Here is an 18,926-nt window from a genome sequence, read left to right on the forward strand (position 1 = left end):
CCTGGCCCCCGCGCCCCGGGGGCTCGCCTCTAATGAAGGCTGGCCCCTGGAGGACGAGGACCCATGCACGAGATGTCCGTCGCGCTGGCCGTGATCGACCAGGTGGAAACGGCCGCCGCACAGACCCGGGACGTCACCGCGGTGCGCTCGGTGCGGCTGCGCGTGGGCGAACTGGCGGGCGTCGTACCCGACTCCCTCGCCTTCTGCTTCGAACTCGCCTGCGCCGGGACCCTGCTGGAAGGCGCCGAACTCGTCACCGAACCGGTGCCCGGCCGGGCCCGCTGCACGCCCTGCGCGCACGAGTGGGCCGTCGGCATGCCGCCCCGGCTGACCTGCCCCGAGTGCGGTGGCGCCGAGGTCGAGCTGCTCTCCGGCCGGGAGCTCCAGATCGCCGAGGTGCGCTGGGAGGACGGCGATCCGCCGCGCGCGGACGCCCGCGAACCGATCCCCGAGGAGTGCTGAACCATGTGCCGTGTCGTCGACCTGCAGCAGGCCGTGCTCGCGAAGAACGACGCGAGCGCGCACCTGCTGCGCATGCACCTGGAGTCCCGGGGCACCACCGTCGTCAACCTGCTGTCCAGCCCCGGCAGCGGCAAGACCGCGCTGCTGGAACGCGAACTGCTGCTGGCCAGGGAGCGGGCCGTCGCCGTCGCCGCGCTCACCGCCGACCTCGCCACCGAGAACGACGCCGACCGGCTCGCGCGTTCCGGCGTCCCGGTCAAGCAGGTACTCACCGACGGGCTGTGCCATCTGGAGGCGGCGATGCTCGCCGGGCACCTCGACGGATGGCTGCCCGACGGCACCCGGCTGCTGTTCGTGGAGAACGTCGGCAACCTGGTCTGCCCCGCCTCCTACGATCTGGGGGAGACCCTGAGGGTCGTCCTCGCCTCCGTGACCGAGGGTGAGGACAAGCCGCTCAAGTACCCCACCGCCTTCGGTCTTGCCCATCTAGTCGTGGTCACCAAGACCGACATCGCTCAGGCGGTGGAGTTCGACGAGGACGCGTTCCGGGCGAACGTGCAGCGGGTCAATCCGGGCGTGGAGGTGGTCCTGACCTCGGCCCGCCGGGACCGTGGCGTCGGCACGCTGCTCGACCGGGCACTCGCCGCGGCCGAGGGCGCGCCGCTGCACGCGCCGGTCATGGCCCGCCGCCCCGAAGGGGACCACTCCCACTCCCAGACGCACGCTCACTCCCACACGCACGCGGCGGACACCGCGGCCGTGGCTCCGACGCACTCGTGAGCGCCCCGCCGCGGCCGGCCGCCGTCGCCCAGGACCCGCCGCACCGGCGGCGCGTGCTCGTCCGGGGCGTGGTGCAGGGCGTGGGTTTCAGGCCCTACGTCTACGGCCTCGCCACCGAACTCGCCCTGGTCGGACATGTGACCAACACGCCGGAGGGCGTGGTCGCCGAGGTGGAGGGCACTGTCGCGGCCGTGGCCCGCTTCTGCGACCGGCTCGCGGTCCAGGCGCCGCCGCTGGCCCGGGTGGAGTCCGTCGACCACGAGGAACTGCCTGCCGCCGGGGGTGAGGCGTTCACGATCCTCGCCTCCCGCAGCGGCGGTCCGGTCCGCACGCTGGTCTCCCCGGACACCGCCACCTGCGCCGACTGCCTCGCCGAACTGGCGGCCCCGACCGACCGGCGCCACCGCCACCCCTTCGTCAACTGCACCCACTGCGGTCCGCGCTTCACGATCGTCGCGGGCGTCCCGTACGACCGGGCGAACACCACGATGGCCGCCTTCCCGATGTGCCCCGACTGCGCCCGCGAGTACGCCGATCCGACCGACCGCCGCTTCCACGCACAACCGGTGGCCTGCCCGTCCTGCGGGCCCCGGCTGCGGCTGATCGTCCCGGGTGCCGAGCGTGCTGCTGGGTCGGACGGGGGTGCCGAGAGCGCGGCTGGGTCGGAGGGGGGCGCCGAGCGTGCCGCTGGGTCGGACGGGGGTGCCGAGAGCGCCGCTGGGTCGGACTCGGTCACCGTGCGTTCCGCCGCGCCGTACTCGGTCGCCGACCGCACAGCCGGTTCGGACCCGGTCACCGAGCGCGCCTCCGGTTCGGACCCGGTCGCCGAGCGAGCCTCCGGTTCGGACCCGGTCACCGACCGAGCCTCCGGTTCGGACCCGGTCACCGACCGCCCCGCGAGGCCGGACCCGGTCGCCGAAGCCCGTGCCATGCTCGCGCGCGGTGCGATCCTCGCCGTGAAGGGGCTCGGCGGCTATCACCTCGCCTGCGACGCGACGAACGCCGGTGCCGTCTCCCTGCTCCGCCGCCGCAAGGCACGCGGCGACAAGCCCTTCGCCGTGATGGCGAGGGCCGCGAGCGACGTGGCGCACCTCGTCCGGCTGGGGCCCGAGGAGCGGCGGCTGCTCGAAGGCCCCGTCAGGCCGGTCGTCCTGCTGCGCCGCCGCCCGGACCCGGCGTACCCGGAGGGAGCGCCGCGCCCCGCCGAGGCCGTCGCGCCCGGCAGCCCCGACCTCGGGGTGATGCTGCCGTACACGCCGGTGCACCACCTCCTGCTCGGGCTGCCCGACGACCCGGACGGTCCACGGCTGCTCGTCATGACCAGCGGCAACGTGTCGGGCGAGCCGATCGTCACCGACGACGACGAGGCACTGGAGCGGCTCGCGCACCTGGCCGACGGCTGGCTCACGCACGACCGGCCGATCCATGTGCCCTGCGACGACTCCGTGGTCCGCGTCTGCGACGCCGAACCGCTCGTGCTCCGGCGCTCCCGCGGCTACGCCCCCCTGCCGCTCACCCTCCCGCTGCCGGTCCGCCCGGCCCTCGCCACCGGCGGAGACCTCAAGAACGCCTTCTGCCTCGGCGAGGGACGGCAGGCCTGGCTCTCCGCCCATATCGGCGACATGGACGACCTCGCGACACAAGGCGCCTTCGAACGTGCCGTCGAGCAACTGGAGTCCATCACCGGCGTACGGCCGCGGCGCCTGGCCTGCGACCGGCATCCCGGCTACCGCTCCGCCCGCTGGGCCGACCGGAACGCGGCGGGCCGGACCGTCGTACGCGTCCAGCACCACCACGCCCACATCGCCGCCGCCATGGCCGAGCACGGGCTGGACGGCACCCGGCCCGTGATCGGCGTCGCCTTCGACGGCACCGGCCACGGCGACGACGGCGGGGTGTGGGGCGGGGAGTTCCTGCTCGCGGACTACGCCGGCTTCACCCGCTTCGGGCACCTGGCGTACGTCCCCCTGCCCGGCGGCGACACGGCGGTGCGCAGGCCGTACCGGATGGCACTGGCCCAGCTGCGTGCGGCCGGCCTCGACTGGTCCGGCGACCTGCCCTGCACGGCCGCCTGCCCGTCCGACGAACTGCACCTGCTCCAGCGGCAGTTGGAGCGCGACCTGAACTGTGTGCCGACCTCCAGCATGGGGCGGCTCTTCGACGCCGTGTCCTCGCTCGCGGGCGTCTGTCACCGCGCCGGCTACGAGGCGCAGGCCGCGGTCGAGCTGGAGGCCGCCGCGCTGGAGGCACCCGCCGGCGACACCACCGCCTACGCCTTCGCGCTGACCGCCGCCGAGCCGGTCCGGGCCGATCCCGCGCCCGTCATCACGGCGATCGTCCGCGACCTGCGGGAAGGCCACTCGGCGGCGACGGTCGCGGCCCGCTTCCACCGTGGTGTGGCGGGGCTGGTGCACGCCCTGTGCCGTCGGGCGCGGGAGCGGCACGGCCTGGACACGGTGGCCCTGACGGGCGGCGTGTTCGCCAACACGCTGCTGTCCTCGGCCTGCGCGGCCGCCCTGCGCGAGGACGGTTTCACGGTGCTGCGGCACCGCCTGGTGCCACCGGGCGACGGCGGCCTGGCGCTCGGCCAGCTGATGGTGGCCGCCCGCACGACACCCGACGACTGAGCACCCACGACCCACGAAGCGACCACCAAGCGACCCACGAAGCGATCACCGAGCGACCACGAAGCGACCCGCGAACCACAGCGAGGAGAGGCCCATGTGCCTGGCGGTACCCGGCAGAGTGCTGGAGATCGAGGAACGCGACGGCACCCGGATGGCCACCGTCGACTTCGGCGGCGTGGTCAAGGAGGTGTGCCTGGAGTATCTGCCGGACCTTCAGGTCGGCGAGTACGCCATCGTCCACGTCGGCTTCGCCCTCCAGCGGCTGGACGAGGAGTCGGCGAAGCAGACGCTGGAGCTGTTCGCCGAACTCGGCATGCTCCAGGAGGAGTTCGGTGACGCCTGGGAGATGGCGGCGACGGAGGCGGGCGTGGCACCGGTGGAAGAGGTGGGCAACCAGTGAAGTACATCGACGAGTTCCAGGACCCGGAGCTGGCCCGCCGGCTGCTCGACGAGATCCGGGCCACGGTGACCCGGCCGTGGGCCCTGATGGAGGTGTGCGGCGGGCAGACGCACAGCATCATCCGGCACGGTCTCGACCAGCTCCTGCCCGACGAGGTCGAGTTGATCCACGGGCCGGGCTGCCCGGTCTGTGTGACCCCGCTGGAGGTCATCGACAAGGCGCTGGAGATCGCCTCCCGTCCCGAGGTGATCTTCTGCTCCTTCGGCGACATGCTGCGGGTGCCCGGCACCGGCCGTGATCTGTTCCAGGTGCGCGGCGAGGGCGGCGACGTACGCGTGGTGTACTCGCCGCTCGACGCCCTGCGGATCGCGCAGCAGAACCCGGACCGCGAGGTCGTGTTCTTCGGCATCGGCTTCGAGACGACCGCGCCCCCGAACGCCATGACGGTCCATCAGGCCCGTCGGCACGGCGTCAAGAACTTCAGCATGCTGGTGTCCCACGTCCGCGTCCCGCCCGCCATCGAGGCGATCATGTCGTCGCCGAGCTGCCGCGTGCAGGGCTTCCTCGCGGCCGGGCACGTGTGCAGCGTGATGGGCATGGGGGAGTACCCGGAGCTGGCGGAGCGCTTCCGGGTGCCGATCGTGGTGACCGGCTTCGAGCCGCTGGACATCCTCGAAGGCGTACGCCGCACCGTGGCGCAACTGGAGCGCGGCGAGCACACCGTCGACAACGCCTACGCGCGCGCCGTACGGCCCGAGGGCAACCCGGCCGCGCGGGCCATGCTGGAGGACGTCTTCGAGGTCACCGACCGGGCCTGGCGGGGCATCGGGGTGATCCCCGGCAGCGGCTGGCGGCTGTCGCCGAAGTACCGCGACCACGACGCCGAGCACCGCTTCTCGGTCGAGGGGATCCGGACCGAGGAGCCGGCCGAGTGCCGCAGCGGCGAGGTCCTCCAGGGACTGCTCAAGCCGCACGAGTGCGCTGCCTTCGGCACCCTGTGCACGCCCCGCACACCGCTGGGCGCCACGATGGTCTCCAGCGAGGGCGCCTGCGCGGCGTACTACCTGTACCGGCGGCTGGACGTGCCCGCCGCCACGGCCCGGGAGGCGAGCCCCGTTGTCTGACCTCGATCTGACCTCGTGGACCTGCCCGGCCCCGCTGCGCGACCGGCCCCGCGTCGTCATGGGCCACGGCGGCGGCGGTGCCCTCTCCGCCGAGCTGGTCCAGCAGATCTTCGCCCCGGCCTTCGGCGGCGAGGTGCTCGCGCAGATGGGAGACGCCGCAGTCCTCTCCCTCGGCGGGGCCCGGCTGGCCTTCTCCACGGACTCCTATGTCGTACGTCCGCTGTTCTTCCCCGGTGGCAGCATCGGTGACCTGGCGGTCAACGGCACGGTCAACGACCTCGCCATGAGCGGGGCCCGGGCCGCCTACCTCTCCTGCGGGTTCATTCTCGAGGAGGGCGTCGAGCTGGAGACGGTCACCCGGGTCGCGGAGGCGCTGGGCGCCGCCGCGCGCACCGCGGGCGTGGAGGTGGCGACCGGTGACACCAAGGTGGTGGAGGCCGGGCACGGCGACGGGATCTACGTCAACACCGCCGGCATCGGTGTCGTCCCGGCGGGCGTCGACCTGCGTCCGCAGCGGGTCGTCCCCGGCGACGTCGTGATCGTCAGCGGCTCGATCGGCGTCCACGGGGTGGCCGTGATGAGCGTCCGGGAGGGCCTGGAGTTCGGCGTGGAGATCGAGAGCGACTGTGCGGCGCTCGGCGGTCTCGTCGACACCATGCTCGCCGTCACCCCGGATCTGCATGTGCTGCGCGACCCCACCCGGGGCGGTCTCGCGGCCTCCCTCAACGAGATCGCGGCGGCCTCCGGCGCGGGGGTGGTCGTCCGGGAACGCGACGTCCCCGTCCCGCCCGCCGTGGCCAACGCCTGCGCGATCCTCGGGCTGGACCCGATGTACATCGCCAACGAGGGCAAGCTGGTGGCCTTCGTGCCGCGCGAGCACGCCGACGCCGTACTGGACGCGATGCGGGCCCACCCCCTGGGCGCGGACTCCACGATCATCGGCGAGGCCGTCGAGGCCCACCCCGGCATGGTCGTGGCCCGCACCGGGCTGGGCGGCACACGCGTGGTCGACCTGCCGCTGGGGGAGCAACTGCCGAGGATCTGCTGAAGCGAACTCCGGGCGCGAGATCCTCGCCGGGTCGTGATTCCGTCCAGTGAAAGTGTGATTTCGCTGGGCGGAAGCATGCCGTTGCTCATTCCGGCCTGTCAAGGCGGGTCGCGCCGGTGAAGAAGGGGCTGCCCCAACAATCGCGCGCGCGTTAGGTTGAGCGCGTGCGATTGAGAGTGGAGTTCACGACCGAGCCCTTCGATCTCGACGAGGCACCCGCGCACGCGCTGGTCGCCCGCCAGGTCATCGAGGCGGCCGAGCTCGACGCGGTGGACGTCGGCCCGTTCGGCAACACGGCGGAGGGCGGCGGCGACGCCGTGCTCACCGCCGTGGACGCCCTGCTGCGCAGGACCCTGGAGGCCGGCGCCACCCGGATCTCCCTCCAGGTCAACGTGGTCGGGGAGGGCGAGGAGTGACCGGTACCGGGGACGAGACCTTCATCGCGGCCGTCAAGCCGTTGGTCGACGCGATGGGCGGCGAGATACTCCCGCCGGACGAGGCCGGGCCCGAGGACGTCGTGCTGTCCTGGGAGGGCGTGGACGTCGTCGCCGTACGCCTGCCGCAGCTCGCCGACTCCCTCGATCACATCCTGGCCGCCATGGAGCGCCGCAAGGGAAAGCCGCTGGCCGACCTGGACCGCAAGGCCAAGCAGGAGGTCGTACGGATACTGGAGGCCCGCGGCGCCTTCTCCGTGCGGCACGGTGTGGAGACCGTCGCCGGTGCGCTCGGCGTGAGCCGCTTCACGGTCTATAACTACCTGAACCGGGACAAGAACGCCTGACGCGTCCCGCTCGGTATCGGCATCGCGAATTTTCAACAAAGTGTTGACGTCTCGTCGTCGTAGGGCGTTAGCTATCGGCACGCCCGTTCAGCACGAAGGCCCTTCGCGGCCACGGAGGCTCCCGTGACGTCGAATTCCACGCCCCCGGGCCTGGCCCGGTTCAACGCCCTGGAGGAGCACGCGGCCCACGCCGCCCTCCACGAGGCGTGCGCCTCCACGGCATGGGTGCGCCGGCTGCTCGCCGGCCGCCCCTACGCCACCACCGACACCCTCTTCACCGCCAGTGACACCGCCACGGCCGAGCTGACCGCCGAGGACCTCGCGGAGGCCATGGCCGGGCACCCGCCGATCGGCCGCCCCAAGCCGGGCGACCCGACCTCGGCGCGGGAGCAGCGCGGCATGGCCGGCGCCTCCGAGGAGCTCAAGGCGGAGATGCTCGAACTCAACCTGGCCTACCAGGACAGGTTCGGCCATGTCTTCCTGATCTGCGCCACCGGCCGGACCGGGGAGCAGATGCGCGACGCGGTCAAGGAGCGGATCGGCAACTCGCCGGAGCGGGAGCGGGAGATCGTCCGCACCGAGCTGGGCAGGATCAACCGCATCCGGCTCGCCCGCATCGTCGAAGAGGAAGCCTGACCCCATGAGCACCAGCACCACCGCATCCGTGTCCACGCACATCCTGGACACCAGCGTCGGACGCCCCGCCGAGGGTGTCGCCGTCCAGCTCGCGGCCCGCAGCGGCCGGGACGCCGAATGGCAGGCCCTCGGTGGCTCCGCGACCGACGCGGACGGGCGGTGCAAGGACCTCCCGGCGCTGCCGGAGGGCACCACACACGTACGGCTCGACTTCGCCGTCGAGCCGTATTTCGAGAAGAAGCAAGCCGATGCGCAGCAGGACGCCCCCGCGAATCGGGACAGCGGTGCCGTGTTCTTCCCCGAGGTGGCGATCACCTTCGCCGTGAAGCCCGGGGAGCATTACCACGTACCGCTGCTGCTCAACCCGTTCGGCTACTCCGTTTACCGAGGGAGCTAGCAGACATGACACTCAATTCCCGCCCTGCCCGCCCTGTGATCCTGGGACAGAACCAGTACGGCAAGGCCGAGAACCGAGTCGTAAAGATCACGCGGGACGGCGCCACCCACCACATCAAGGACCTGAACGTGTCCGTCGCGCTGAGCGGCGACATGGACGAGGTCCACTACTCCGGCTCCAACGCCAACGTCCTGCCGACCGACACCACCAAGAACACGGTGTTCGCGTTCGCCAAGGAGCACGGCATCGAGTCGGCCGAGCAGTTCGGTATCCACCTGGCCCGGCACTTCGTGACCAGCCAGGAGCCCATCCAGACGGCCCGGATCCGCATCGAGGAGTACGCCTGGGAGCGGATCGAGGCGTCCGACGCCAACTCCCGGTTCATCGGCTCCGACGAGGTCAAGCACTCCTTCGTCCGCAAGGGCCAGGAGACCCGGCTCACGCAGATCACCTACGACGGCGAGAAGTGGGAGGTCGTCTCCGGCCTCAAGGACCTCGTCGTGATGAACTCGACCAACTCCGAGTTCTGGGGCTACGTCAAGGACAAGTACACGACGCTCAAGGAAGCGCACGACCGCATCCTCGCCACCCAGGTCTCCGCCCGCTGGCGGTTCAACTGGACCGACGACGAGCAGCGGATGCCCAACTGGGAGAAGTCCTACGAGCAGACCAGGAAGCACATGCTCCAGGCCTTCGCCGAGACCTACTCCCTCTCGCTCCAGCAGACCCTGTACCAGATGGGCTCGCGGATCATCAACAACCGCAGCGAGATCGACGAGGTCCGCTTCTCCCTCCCGAACAAGCACCACTTCCTGGTGGACCTCGAACCGTTCGGGCTGAAGAACGACAACGAGGTGTACTACGCCGCCGACCGGCCATACGGCCTGATCGAGGCCACCATCCTGCGGGACGGCTGCGAGCCGAAGATCCCGGTGGACCTCACCAACCTGTAGTAACTCCACATATCGGCACCCGCGGCCGGTGGGTCCTCCCCGATCCGGCCGCGGCACTCAAATCCCCCAGGGTCCTGCCGTGCCCCCTCCACAACAGCGCAAAGGACGAATCATGGCAGCAGCCCAGCGCATCGTCATCGAGAACTGTTCGATCGCGACGGTGGACGCGAACGACACCGAGTACGCCACCGGCCACATCGTCGTCGCGGACAACCGCATCGAGTCGCTCGGCGCGGGCAGGGCCCCCGAGGGCCTGGAGAACGTCGTACGCCGCATCGACGCCACCGGCCATCTCGTGACCCCCGGCCTGATCAACACCCACCACCACTTCTACCAGTGGATCACCCGGGGCCTGGCCACCGACCACAACCTCTTCGACTGGCTCGTCGCCCTCTACCCGACCTGGGCGCGCATCGACGAGCCGATGGTCCGCTCGGCCGCGCAGGGCTCCCTGGCCATGATGGCCCGTGGCGGTGTCACCACCGCCATGGACCACCACTACGTCTACCCGCAGGGCTCCGGCGACCTGTCCGGCGCCATCATCGGCGCCGCCCGCGACATGGGCGTCCGCTTCACCCTCGCCCGCGGCTCCATGGACCGCAGCGAGAAGGACGGCGGGCTGCCGCCGGACTTCGCCGTCGAGACCCTCGAAGGCGCGCTGGCCGCGACCGAGGAGACCGTCAGGAAGCACCACGACGCCTCCTTCGACGCGATGACCCAGGTCGCCGTCGCCCCCTGCTCGCCGTTCTCCATCTCCACCGAACTCCTCAGGCAGGGCGCCGAGTTGGCCCGCCGCCTCGGTGTGCGCATGCACACCCACGGCTCGGAGACCGTGGAGGAGGAGAAGTTCTGCCACGAGCTGTTCGGCATGGGCCCGACCGACTACTTCGAGTCCACCGGCTGGCTCGGCGAGGACGTGTGGATGGCGCACTGCGTCCACATGAACGACTCCGACATCGCCGCCTTCGCCCGCACGAAGACCGGCGTCGCCCACTGCCCGTCCTCCAACGCCCGCCTCGCCGCCGGCATCGCCCGCGTCCCCGACATGCTCGCGGCCGGCGTCCCGGTCGGCCTCGGCGTCGACGGCACCGCCTCCAACGAGTCCGGCGAACTCCACACCGAGCTCCGCAACGCCCTGCTCATCAACCGCCTCGGCGCACACCGGGAAGCGGCGCTGAACGCCCGGCAGGCGCTGCGCCTCGGCACCTTCGGCGGCGCCCAGGTCCTCGGCCGGGCCGCCGAGATCGGCTCCCTGGAGCCCGGCAAACTCGCCGACCTGGTGCTGTGGAAGCTGGACACGCTCGCCCACGCCTCCATCGCCGACCCGGTGACCGCACTGGTCTTCGGCGCGGCGGCCCCGGTCACCGCGTCGTTCGTGAACGGCCGGCAGATCGTGGAGAACGGCCGGCTGCTGACCGCCGACGAGGACGCGATCGCGCGCTCGACGCGCGAGCAGGCGCAGCGGCTGGCGGGAATCGCCGGGCAGGCCTGAGCGGCTGAAGATCTCCGGTCGGGAGGGACGGCTCCCGACCGGTGGCCGTGGACCCGAGCGGGGTCCACGGCGACCGTCTCCGGGGCGCGCGCGCCGCGTGCGCCCCGGAACGGTCTCCGTTTCCCCCGGAACGGCCCGTCCCCGGTCCCGCACGACCGCGCACCACCTCCTTGAACCCGCGTCAGAGTCGACGCGTTTAACCGACCGGAGGAGAGCCGCAATGTCCGCCCACCCTGTCGATGAGAAACTCCCGGCGCTGAAAATGGCGACGACCGGCCTTCAGCACGTGGCCGCCATGTACGCGGGAGTCGTCGCCCCACCCCTGATAGTCGGCGCGGCCATAGGCCTGACCGCCGCCGAACTCACCTTCCTCACCGGCGCCTGCCTGTTCACCGCGGGCATCGCGACCTTCCTCCAGACGCTCGGCATCTGGAAGATCGGCGCCCGGCTGCCCTTCGTCAACGGCGTCACCTTCGCGGGCGTCGCCCCCATGACGGCGATCGTCGCCTCCACCGACGACAAGTCCGACGCCCTGCCGGTCATCTTCGGCGCGGTCATCGTCGCCGGCCTCCTGGGGTTCGTCGCCGCCCCCTTCTTCAGCAAGGCGGTGCGCTTCTTCCCACCGGTGGTGACCGGCACGGTCATCACGCTGATCGGCATCTCGCTGCTGCCGGTCGCGTTCGGCTGGGCCCAGGGCCCCAACCCGGCGGCCCACGACTACGGTTCGGCGACGAACCTGGGCCTGGCGGCCGGGACGCTGCTCATCGTGCTGCTCCTGCGCCGCTTCACCCGCGGCTTCGTCAAGCAGATCGCCGTACTCCTCGGTCTGGTCGCCGGCACCCTGATCGCGATCCCGTTCGGCGTCACGGACTTCGGGCCGGTGGCGGACGCGGACGTCGTCGGCTTCCCGACCCCGTTCCACTTCGGTGCCCCGCAGTTCCAGCTCGCCGCGATCATCTCGATGTGCGTGGTGATGGTGGTGTCGATGACCGAATCGACGGCCGACATGCTCGCGCTCGGTGAGATCGTCGACCGCCCGGCCGACGAGAGGACCATCGCCGCGGGCCTGCGCGCCGACACCCTCGGCTCCGCGATCAGCCCGCTGTTCAACGGCTTCATGTGCAGCGCCTTCGCGCAGAACATCGGCCTGGTCGCGATGACGAAGATCCGCAGCCGGTACGTCGTCGCCGTGGGCGGCGGGTTCCTGGTGCTGATGGGCCTGTGCCCGATGGCCGCCTCGCTCATCGCCGTCGTACCGCGCCCGGTGCTGGGCGGCGCGGGCGTGGTCCTCTTCGGGTCGGTCGCCGCGAGCGGCATCCAGACCCTGGTGCGGGCCGGCCTGGACAAGGACAACAACATCCTGATCGTCGCCGTCTCGCTGGCCGTCGGCATCATCCCGATCACGGCGCCGGAGTTCTACCACGCCTTCCCGGAGACGGTCCGGATCGTCCTGGACTCCGGCATCTCGACGGGCTGTGTGGCGGCGGTCGCCCTGAACCTCGTCTTCAACCACCTGGGCGGCAGCCGTGACGCCCAGGACGTCACCCACCCCATGGAGGCGGGAGAGGAGATCACCGGGGCGACCCGGGCCCCTGCCACTCCATGAGGTTGGCGAACATTTCGGCCTGCTCGACGGCGTCGTCCAGCGCATGGTGCGTGTGACGGCGCCGCGACAGCAGTTCACGCGGCATCGTGCCCTTCGCCACCGCCCGCAGGGGCAGGCCCGCCTTCGTGGCGTACAGGGTCTTCATGTCCAGGCAGCCGGAGTGCCCGAACGGGCTCGCTCCGGTGAACCGGATCAGGTACCAGTACAGGAACGTCCAGTCGTACGAGGCCGGATAGCCGCACATCACCGGCTGCGCCCCGGCGCTCACCTCACGCACCCAGTCGCCGAACTCCGTGAGCGCGAGAGCCGGTTCACTGCCCTCGGCCTTGAGCCGCTCCCGGTCCAGCCCGCTCACGGCCAGCGCCTCCGGCACGAACTCCTCACCGATCGGCCGCAGTTCACGGTAGAAGGTGTGCTCCTGCGGGTCGGCCGCCGTGAACCCGTCGCCGTCCTGCACCCCGGCGACCGCCGCGCCGATGCTCAGCATGGAGTAGGGCCCCGGGATGGGGCCGTCCGCCTCGATGTCGACGGAGATGTAAAGGCTCGGTTTGATACGTCGTGCGGCCATGGAGAGGGAGCTTCCCAGGTGACCGGGGCTTCTCGCATCCGAATTCCGCCTAGGCTGCTGCCTTGGTCAACTCACGGTTGACCGGCAGTCAGGGGACTTTGGGGGTTCAGGGGATGGGGGCAGCGGGCCGATGAGCAGTGCGACCGACGTGTTCGAGCCGCTTCGGGGCGACGATCCGCCCGCGGTGGCCGGCTACCGGCTCGCCGCCCGGCTCGGCGCGGGCGGCATGGGACGGGTCTATCTGTCGCACACGCAGGGCGGCAGGCCGGTGGCGATCAAGGTGGTCCGGCCGGAGCTGGCCGACGACCAGGACTTCCGGCGGCGTTTCCGCCGGGAGGTGGAGGCGGCCCGGCGGGTGCGGGGCGCGTACACCGCCGAACTGATCGACGCCGACGCGGAGGGCACACCGCCCTGGCTGGCCACGCTGTACGTGCCAGGTCCCTCCTTGGCGCAAGCGGTGTCCCGGCGCGGACCGCTGCCGGTGCCGGCGGTGCTGTGGCTGATGGCGGGGGTCGCCGAGGCGCTCCAGGCCATTCACGGCGCGGGCATCGTGCACCGGGACCTGAAGCCGTCGAACGTGCTGCTGGCCGCCGACGGGCCACGGGTCATCGACTTCGGCATCTCGCTGGCCGCGGACGCCACCTTCCGCACGGCCACGGGCTCGGCCGTCGGCACACCCCAGTTCATGGCTCCCGAGCAGGCGCTCGCGGGTGACGTCACCGAGGCGACCGACGTCTTCGCACTCGGCCAGACGGCGGCCTTCGCGGCCCTGGGCCGGGCGCTGTACGGGGAGGGCCCCGCGGCCACCGTCCTCTACCGCATCGTCCACGAGCGGCCCGATCTGTCCGCGCTGCCCGAGCAGTTGCGCCCGCTGATCGCGCGCTGCCTGGCCGCCGACGCGGCGGAGCGGGCCACCCTCGCGGAGGTCGTCGAATGGTGCCGGCACCGGCTGGGGAGCGACGCCGACGCGGGCGCGGGACCGGCCGTGTGGCGGGAGGTGACGGGACCGGAGGTGACCGTTCCGTCCCCGGTGCCCGACCTCGCCCGGGTGGGTCCGTCCCCGGTGCCCGACCCGACCCGGGTGCTGCACCCGGCGCCGCTGGTGGTCACGCGACCGCAGCCGCAGCCCGCGGGGCCGGACGAGCGGCGGGCCCGCACACGGCGTACGGCGCTGATCACGGCGTCGGCGGTGGCGGCGGGGGCGCTGCTGACCGGCCTGGTGTGGACGCTCCCGGACGCGCGGGACCGGTTCCGCGACTGGGCGTCCGGCGGGTCGGCCACACCCGGCCCGAACGGGTCCACCCGGTCGTCGGAGTCCTCCGAGGCGTCCGCGCGGGCCTCGCACGAGGGCACCGACGCCAGGACACCGAAGGACGCGAAGCCCTCACCCTCCCCGACGGCGCCCGCCTCGCCCGGACCCATCGCGAACAGCCCTCTGTGGCTGGACGCGAAGAGTTCCCTGAGCTTCACGAAGCCCTTCCAGCGCCGGGACCGCAAGGGAGACATCCGCTTCGACTGCAAGGACGCCGGGTGTTCGCTGGACAGCGAGACCAGCGTCTTCGTCCAGATCTTCGACGACACCGGGGCCGGGGCTTCTCTCGACGAGTGCCGGCTGCTCCTCGCCAGTGCCGACAAGCACCGCTGGCCGCTCGCCGCCGCGGCGAACGGCAGCCAGATCTGCGTCAAGCACTCCTCGGGAGACATCGCGCTGCTCGTGCTCCAGCAGAAGTCGACCGCGCTGTCGGACCTGGCCTTCCTCCAACTGGACATGACGATCTGGCGGAAGGCGGCCTAGGGCCCGCCGTGCCTCAGCGCCCGAGTGCTGCCTGGCAGGGGCGGGCGGCGGGGAGGCGGCCGGTGAAGAAGGAGCGGGGTGGTACGCCCATCAGGGTGCGGAAGTCGGTCGTCATGTGGGACTGGTCGTAGTAGCCCGTCGTCGCCGCGAGTTGGGCCCAGGGCACGTCGTCGGCCTGGGCCAGCACCGCGCGTACGCGGTTGATCCGGGCGTAGTGCTTGGGGGAGAGGCCGACGCCCTCGGCGAAGAGATTGCGCAACTGGCGCTCGCTGACGGCGAGTTCGCGTGCCACGTCCCGCACCGGCCCGGGCACAAGTCCGGTGCGCATCGACAGGGCGTCCGCACCGGCCGTCACCAGCGCGGTGCGGGAGCGGTCCGCGGCGCCGGACAGATCGGGGAACGACCGGGCCAGATGCGGCACGACCTCCTCGGGCTCCAGGTCCCGCAGTTCACGGGCCAGTCGGCGGGCGGGAGCGGCGGCCAGCTCGTCCAGGGGCACGATCCGGCCCACGAGATCGACCGCCTGGACACCGAGCAGGGGGCGGGTGGTGCCGGGCGCCAGCCGCATCTCCAGGCAGGAGGCGAACCGTCTGCCGTGGTGGTACGAGGCGCGGGTGCGCGGGCCGACGACCAGGGTGCTGCGGCGGCCGTTCTCGCCGACCCGGAACACCACCGTCGTCGCGGTGTCCGGGAGTTGTACGTACGGCTCAGCCGACCCGGCTCCCACCGACACGGAACCGATGCCCGTGACCCAGGGGCGCAGCGCCTCCGGCGTGGGCAGGACCTGTCGGGGGAAGGTGTTCGTCACCCCTCCACCGTATGCCCGGCACCCGGCCGTCCGGGCCGGCGAACCGTGCCGGAATTTCCAAGAGTCCGGCGCCGCCCGGGGCCCACCGTGGTGGACATGATCCTTGTTACGGGTGCCACCGGCACCATCGGCAGTGAAGTCGTACGGCAGCTCGCGGCGCGTGGGGAGAAGGTGCGCGCCCTGACCCGGGACCCGGCGGCGGCCCGGGTGCCCTCGGGCGTCGAGGCCGTGCGCGGGCATCCCGGGGACCGGGCCTCGGTCGAGGGGGCGATGGCTGGCGCGGCAGCGGCCTTCCTGGTCGGCGTGTTCGGCCCGGACGACGCCGAGCAGGACCGGGGCATGGTCGAGGCGGCGCGGGCGGCCGGGGTGCGGCGCATCGTGAAGCTCTCCTCGATCGGGACCGGGGATCCGCGGCTTGCCGGGTTCGGTCGCTGGCATCTGCCCGGCGAGGAGGCGGTGCGGGGGAGCGGCCTCAAGTGGACGGTCCTGCGCCCCTCCTCTTTCGCCTCCAACACGCTGGCCTGGGCGGACGCCGTCCGTGAGGGCACCCCGGCGCCCAATCCGATGGGTGAGGGAAAGCAGGGAGTGGTCGACCCACGGGACGTGGCAGAGGTCGCCGTGCGCACGCTGCTCGAACCCGGCCACACCGGGCGTACCTACACCCTCACCGGCCCCGAGACCATCAGCGCGAGCGGCCAGGCCGCGGTACTCGGCGAGATCCTGGGCCGCCCGGTGACACTCCACTCGCCGACCGCCGACCAGCGCCGAGAGCAGTTGCTCGGGGCGGGCCTGGGCGCCGACTACGCGGACAGCCTCATGGCGGGCGCCCGCTTCATCGAGGAAGGCGGCAATGCCGTCGTCACCGACGACGTACCGGAGATTCTGGGGCGGCAGGCGCGGAGTTACCGGGACTGGGCCGAGGACCACAGGACGGCCTTCGGGGCGGCGTGAGCACGGCGAGGGGGCGCCGGACCACTTGGGTCCGACGCCCCCGCCAGGTCGGGCAAGCCCCGCCCGAACGCCCTGAGTGCCGGCCCCCCCGCCCGAACGCCCTCAGTGCCAGCCCCCGCTCGAACGCTCTCAGTCCCTCCGCCCCCGCAGCACGACCGTCGCCACCGTCAGTGCCCCCAGCGCGATCCCCGTCGCCACCCGGAACGCCAGCTGGTACCCCTCGGCCGTGGCGGCCACCGAGCCCGCACCTTCGGCCAGCAGCCCCTCCGTCCGGCTCGCCGCCAGTACCGACAGCACCGCCAGGCCCAGCGAACCGCCCACCACCTGCGTGGTGTTGAAGAGACCGGACGCCAGCCCGGCGTCCTCCTCCCGGGCCCCCGACATCGCCAGCCCGGTCAGTGCCGGCATCGCCGCGGCGAAGCCGGTGGCGAGGAGGAGCAGGGGAGGCAGGACGTCCGTGACGTACGAGCCGTCGACCGGCGCGCGGCTCAGCAGCGCCATGCCCGCGACGATGAGCAGCAGCCCGGCGAGCAGCACCCGGTACGCGCCGAACCGGCCGACGGTACGGGCCGACAGGCCCAGCATCAGCACCCCGATCGCGATCGGCGCCGGCAGGAAGGCCGTGCCGGTGAGCAACTCGCCGTAGCCCAGGACGCGTTGGAGATAGAGCGCGCCGATGAACTGGAAGCCGTACATCGTCGCGATCATCAGGATCTGCACGGCGTTCGCGCCGCTGAGCACCCGGGAGCCGAACAGCCGCAGCCGCAGCAGCGGACGCGCGGCCCGGGCCTGGCGGAGCGTGAACGCGACGAACAGGGTCAGGGCGAGGGCGGCCAGCAGCAGGGTCGGGGCGAGGCCGCGGTCGCCCGCGCCGACGATGACGTACACCGTGAGCATCAGCGCGCCCGTGACCAGCACCGCGCCCGGGTAGTCCGCGCCCCTGCCTAGCCCGGCGCCGCGGTCCGGCTCCAGTGCGCGGATCGCCGCGAGCAATGCCACGATGCCGATCGGCAGGTTGATCAGGAAGATCCAGTGCCAGTTCAGGGCCTCGGTCAGCGCCCCGCCGAGAAAGGTGCCGAGCGCCCCGCCCGCCGCGCCGACCGCGCTGAACACCGCGATGGCGCGAGCCTGTTCACGCGGCTCGGGGAACAGGGCGACCAGCATGCCGAGCACCACCGCCGAGGTCATCGCGCCGCCCACGCCCTGCAAGGCCCGCGCCGCGACCAGCACGCCCTGCCCGGTCGCCACCCCGCACAGCACGGAGGCCGCGGTGAACACGGCCAGGCCCGCCGTGAACATGCGCTTGCGGCCGATCAGATCGCCGAGCCTGCCCACCAGCAACAGCAGCCCGCCGAAGGCGATCAGATAGGCGTTGACGACCCAGGCCAGTCCCGACGCCGAGAAACCGAGGTCGCTCTGGATGGCCGGCATGGCGACCGTGACGATGTTGCCGTCCAGGATCGTCATCAGCGTCCCCGCGCAGAGCACGACGAGGGACGCCCGGCGGGAGTGGGTTCGCTGCGTTCGGCGCGGTGTCCGCGTCCGGGACTCGACGAGGGCCATGACGGCGCTGCCTCCGGGTTCTCCATAGGTGCACGACTTGTAACGGGGTACATCGTGAGTGACCATGGAGGCCGGCGTAAGGAGGCAGTCCGATGTCCCAGAGGAACACCGGTGTGACCGTGCAGGCAGTGAACGCGCAGGCGTGCCCGGTCCGGGAAGTTCTTGACAGGGTCTCCGGGAAATGGAGCGTCCAGATCCTCGTCGCGGCAGCCCACGGGCCCATCCGCTTCACGGAGTTGGAGCGCGGCATCGAGGGCATCAGCCGCCGGATGCTGACTCTCACCCTGCGCAATCTGGAGCGCGACGGCCTCGTCACCCGCACCGTGCATCCGACGGTGCCGCCGAAGGTGGAGTACGAACTGACGCCGGTGGCACGGGAGTTGCACGAGACCCTGCAACGCCTGACCGACTGGGCCGAGCGGAACAGGGTCTACATCGCCGAGTCACGCGCGGCCTACGACGTCGAGCACGACAAGGAGCAGGTGTGACTCAGGTGTGACTACAGCCCGAACATGCTCGGGTCCGACGACAGCTCCTTGAAGACCTCGTCGGGATGGGCCACCAGCTTGCGTTCCTGGAGGTCCAGCAGACCGCCGACCGCGGTGAGTTCGGCGGCCACCGTGCCGTCCGTCTTGCGCACGAGCTGTCGGATGCGGAACGTCTTGCCGCCGGACCACTCGAAGGCGCACGTCACGTCGATCTCGTCACCGGCTATCAGCTCGCGTTTGTAGCGGATCGTCGTCTCCAGGGCGACGGGACCCACGCCCTTGCCGACGAGCCCCGTCTGGGTGATGCCCGCGGCCTGGAGCAGTGACCAGCGGGCGTGCTCGGCGTAGTTGATGTACACGCTCTGGTTGACGTGCCCCTGGGTGTCGGTCTCGTAGCCGCGGACGGTGACCCGGACGGAAAACTGCTCGCTCACTGCTTCCCCTTCT

The 18,926-nt window shown here is 71.8% G+C and carries 20 protein-coding genes; 16 read left to right on the plus strand and 4 right to left on the minus strand.

Going from position 1 to position 18,926, the window contains the following annotated elements:
- The first annotated feature begins 63 nt into the window (after positions 1–63).
- The 13 genes from hypA (at position 64) to PGH47_RS34180 (ending at position 12,306) form a co-directional block, all read left to right on the plus strand.
- Positions 64–462: a hydrogenase maturation nickel metallochaperone HypA gene (hypA, locus tag PGH47_RS34120; protein WP_125527942.1), complete on the plus strand. Its 399-nt coding sequence runs from the start codon at positions 64–66 to the stop codon at positions 460–462.
- Between the two features lie 3 nt (positions 463–465).
- Positions 466–1,242, plus strand: a complete 777-nt coding sequence (gene hypB, locus PGH47_RS34125) for a hydrogenase nickel incorporation protein HypB (RefSeq protein ID WP_271666593.1) — start codon at positions 466–468, stop codon at positions 1,240–1,242.
- A complete protein-coding gene (hypF, locus tag PGH47_RS34130; protein ID WP_271666594.1) occupies positions 1,239–3,869 on the plus strand; it encodes a carbamoyltransferase HypF in 2,631 nt (876 codons plus the stop codon). The genes hypB and hypF overlap by 4 nt, the downstream gene beginning before the upstream one ends.
- 94 nt (positions 3,870–3,963) lie before the next feature.
- Entirely contained in the window at positions 3,964–4,269 is a 306-nt protein-coding gene (locus PGH47_RS34135) for a HypC/HybG/HupF family hydrogenase formation chaperone (protein ID WP_214330626.1), read from the plus strand.
- Positions 4,266–5,393: a hydrogenase formation protein HypD gene (hypD, locus tag PGH47_RS34140; protein WP_271666595.1), complete on the plus strand. Its 1,128-nt coding sequence runs from the start codon at positions 4,266–4,268 to the stop codon at positions 5,391–5,393. The genes PGH47_RS34135 and hypD overlap by 4 nt, the downstream gene beginning before the upstream one ends.
- Positions 5,386–6,441: a hydrogenase expression/formation protein HypE gene (gene hypE, locus PGH47_RS34145; RefSeq protein WP_271666596.1), complete on the plus strand. Its 1,056-nt coding sequence runs from the start codon at positions 5,386–5,388 to the stop codon at positions 6,439–6,441. Before hypD ends, hypE begins: the two co-directional genes overlap by 8 nt.
- Before the next feature lie 164 nt (positions 6,442–6,605).
- Positions 6,606–6,857: a hypothetical protein gene (locus tag PGH47_RS34150; RefSeq protein WP_271666597.1), complete on the plus strand. Its 252-nt coding sequence runs from the start codon at positions 6,606–6,608 to the stop codon at positions 6,855–6,857.
- Positions 6,854–7,222, plus strand: coding sequence for a helix-turn-helix domain-containing protein (locus PGH47_RS34155; protein ID WP_271666598.1), 369 nt, complete (start codon positions 6,854–6,856; stop codon positions 7,220–7,222). The genes PGH47_RS34150 and PGH47_RS34155 overlap by 4 nt, the downstream gene beginning before the upstream one ends.
- 123 nt (positions 7,223–7,345) lie before the next feature.
- On the plus strand, positions 7,346–7,858 hold the full coding sequence (uraD, locus tag PGH47_RS34160) for a 2-oxo-4-hydroxy-4-carboxy-5-ureidoimidazoline decarboxylase (protein ID WP_271666599.1): 513 nt from the start codon (positions 7,346–7,348) through the stop codon (positions 7,856–7,858).
- Between the two features lie 4 nt (positions 7,859–7,862).
- A complete protein-coding gene (uraH, locus tag PGH47_RS34165) occupies positions 7,863–8,255 on the plus strand; it encodes a hydroxyisourate hydrolase (protein WP_271666600.1) in 393 nt (130 codons plus the stop codon).
- A gap of 5 nt (positions 8,256–8,260) precedes the next feature.
- Positions 8,261–9,208 (plus strand): factor-independent urate hydroxylase, encoded by a 948-nt coding sequence (gene pucL, locus PGH47_RS34170; protein ID WP_271666601.1) that lies wholly within the window; start codon positions 8,261–8,263, stop codon positions 9,206–9,208.
- A gap of 112 nt (positions 9,209–9,320) precedes the next feature.
- Positions 9,321–10,700 (plus strand): 8-oxoguanine deaminase, encoded by a 1,380-nt coding sequence (locus tag PGH47_RS34175; RefSeq protein ID WP_271666602.1) that lies wholly within the window; start codon positions 9,321–9,323, stop codon positions 10,698–10,700.
- Between the two features lie 220 nt (positions 10,701–10,920).
- Positions 10,921–12,306 (plus strand): nucleobase:cation symporter-2 family protein, encoded by a 1,386-nt coding sequence (locus PGH47_RS34180; RefSeq protein WP_271666603.1) that lies wholly within the window; start codon positions 10,921–10,923, stop codon positions 12,304–12,306.
- Here the strand turns inward: PGH47_RS34180 and PGH47_RS34185 are convergent.
- Entirely contained in the window at positions 12,272–12,874 is a 603-nt protein-coding gene (locus PGH47_RS34185; RefSeq protein ID WP_271666604.1) for a 3'-5' exonuclease, read from the minus strand. The two genes, PGH47_RS34180 and PGH47_RS34185, sit on opposite strands and share 35 nt — an antisense overlap.
- A gap of 130 nt (positions 12,875–13,004) precedes the next feature.
- On the opposite strand from PGH47_RS34185, the gene PGH47_RS34190 reads away from it, so the two are divergent.
- Entirely contained in the window at positions 13,005–14,669 is a 1,665-nt protein-coding gene (locus PGH47_RS34190) for a serine/threonine-protein kinase (RefSeq protein ID WP_271666605.1), read from the plus strand.
- Between the two features lie 13 nt (positions 14,670–14,682).
- Here the strand turns inward: PGH47_RS34190 and PGH47_RS34195 are convergent, their stop codons facing one another.
- Positions 14,683–15,477: an AraC family transcriptional regulator gene (locus tag PGH47_RS34195; RefSeq protein WP_271666606.1), complete on the minus strand. Its 795-nt coding sequence runs from the start codon at positions 15,475–15,477 to the stop codon at positions 14,683–14,685.
- Between the two features lie 96 nt (positions 15,478–15,573).
- Between PGH47_RS34195 and PGH47_RS34200 the strand changes: the two genes are divergently transcribed.
- A complete protein-coding gene (locus PGH47_RS34200) occupies positions 15,574–16,428 on the plus strand; it encodes an NAD(P)H-binding protein (protein ID WP_443048592.1) in 855 nt (284 codons plus the stop codon).
- Between the two features lie 129 nt (positions 16,429–16,557).
- Here PGH47_RS34200 and PGH47_RS34205 read toward each other — a convergent pair whose 3' ends face one another.
- Complete coding sequence (locus tag PGH47_RS34205) at positions 16,558–17,991, minus strand: MFS transporter (protein WP_271666608.1); 1,434 nt, start codon at positions 17,989–17,991, stop codon at positions 16,558–16,560.
- A 92-nt stretch (positions 17,992–18,083) separates the two neighbouring features.
- Here PGH47_RS34205 and PGH47_RS34210 point away from each other — a divergent pair, with 92 nt between their 5' ends.
- Positions 18,084–18,479: a winged helix-turn-helix transcriptional regulator gene (locus tag PGH47_RS34210; RefSeq protein ID WP_107907884.1), complete on the plus strand. Its 396-nt coding sequence runs from the start codon at positions 18,084–18,086 to the stop codon at positions 18,477–18,479.
- Positions 18,480–18,490: 11 nt separating this feature from the next.
- On the opposite strand, the gene PGH47_RS34215 is transcribed toward PGH47_RS34210, so the two are convergent.
- Positions 18,491–18,913, minus strand: coding sequence for an acyl-CoA thioesterase (locus PGH47_RS34215; RefSeq protein ID WP_271666609.1), 423 nt, complete (start codon positions 18,911–18,913; stop codon positions 18,491–18,493).
- Positions 18,914–18,926: the final 13 nt, after the last annotated feature.

The organism is Streptomyces sp. HUAS 31 (assembly GCF_028198125.1).
Lineage (GTDB): Bacteria > Actinomycetota > Actinomycetes > Streptomycetales > Streptomycetaceae > Streptomyces > Streptomyces chartreusis.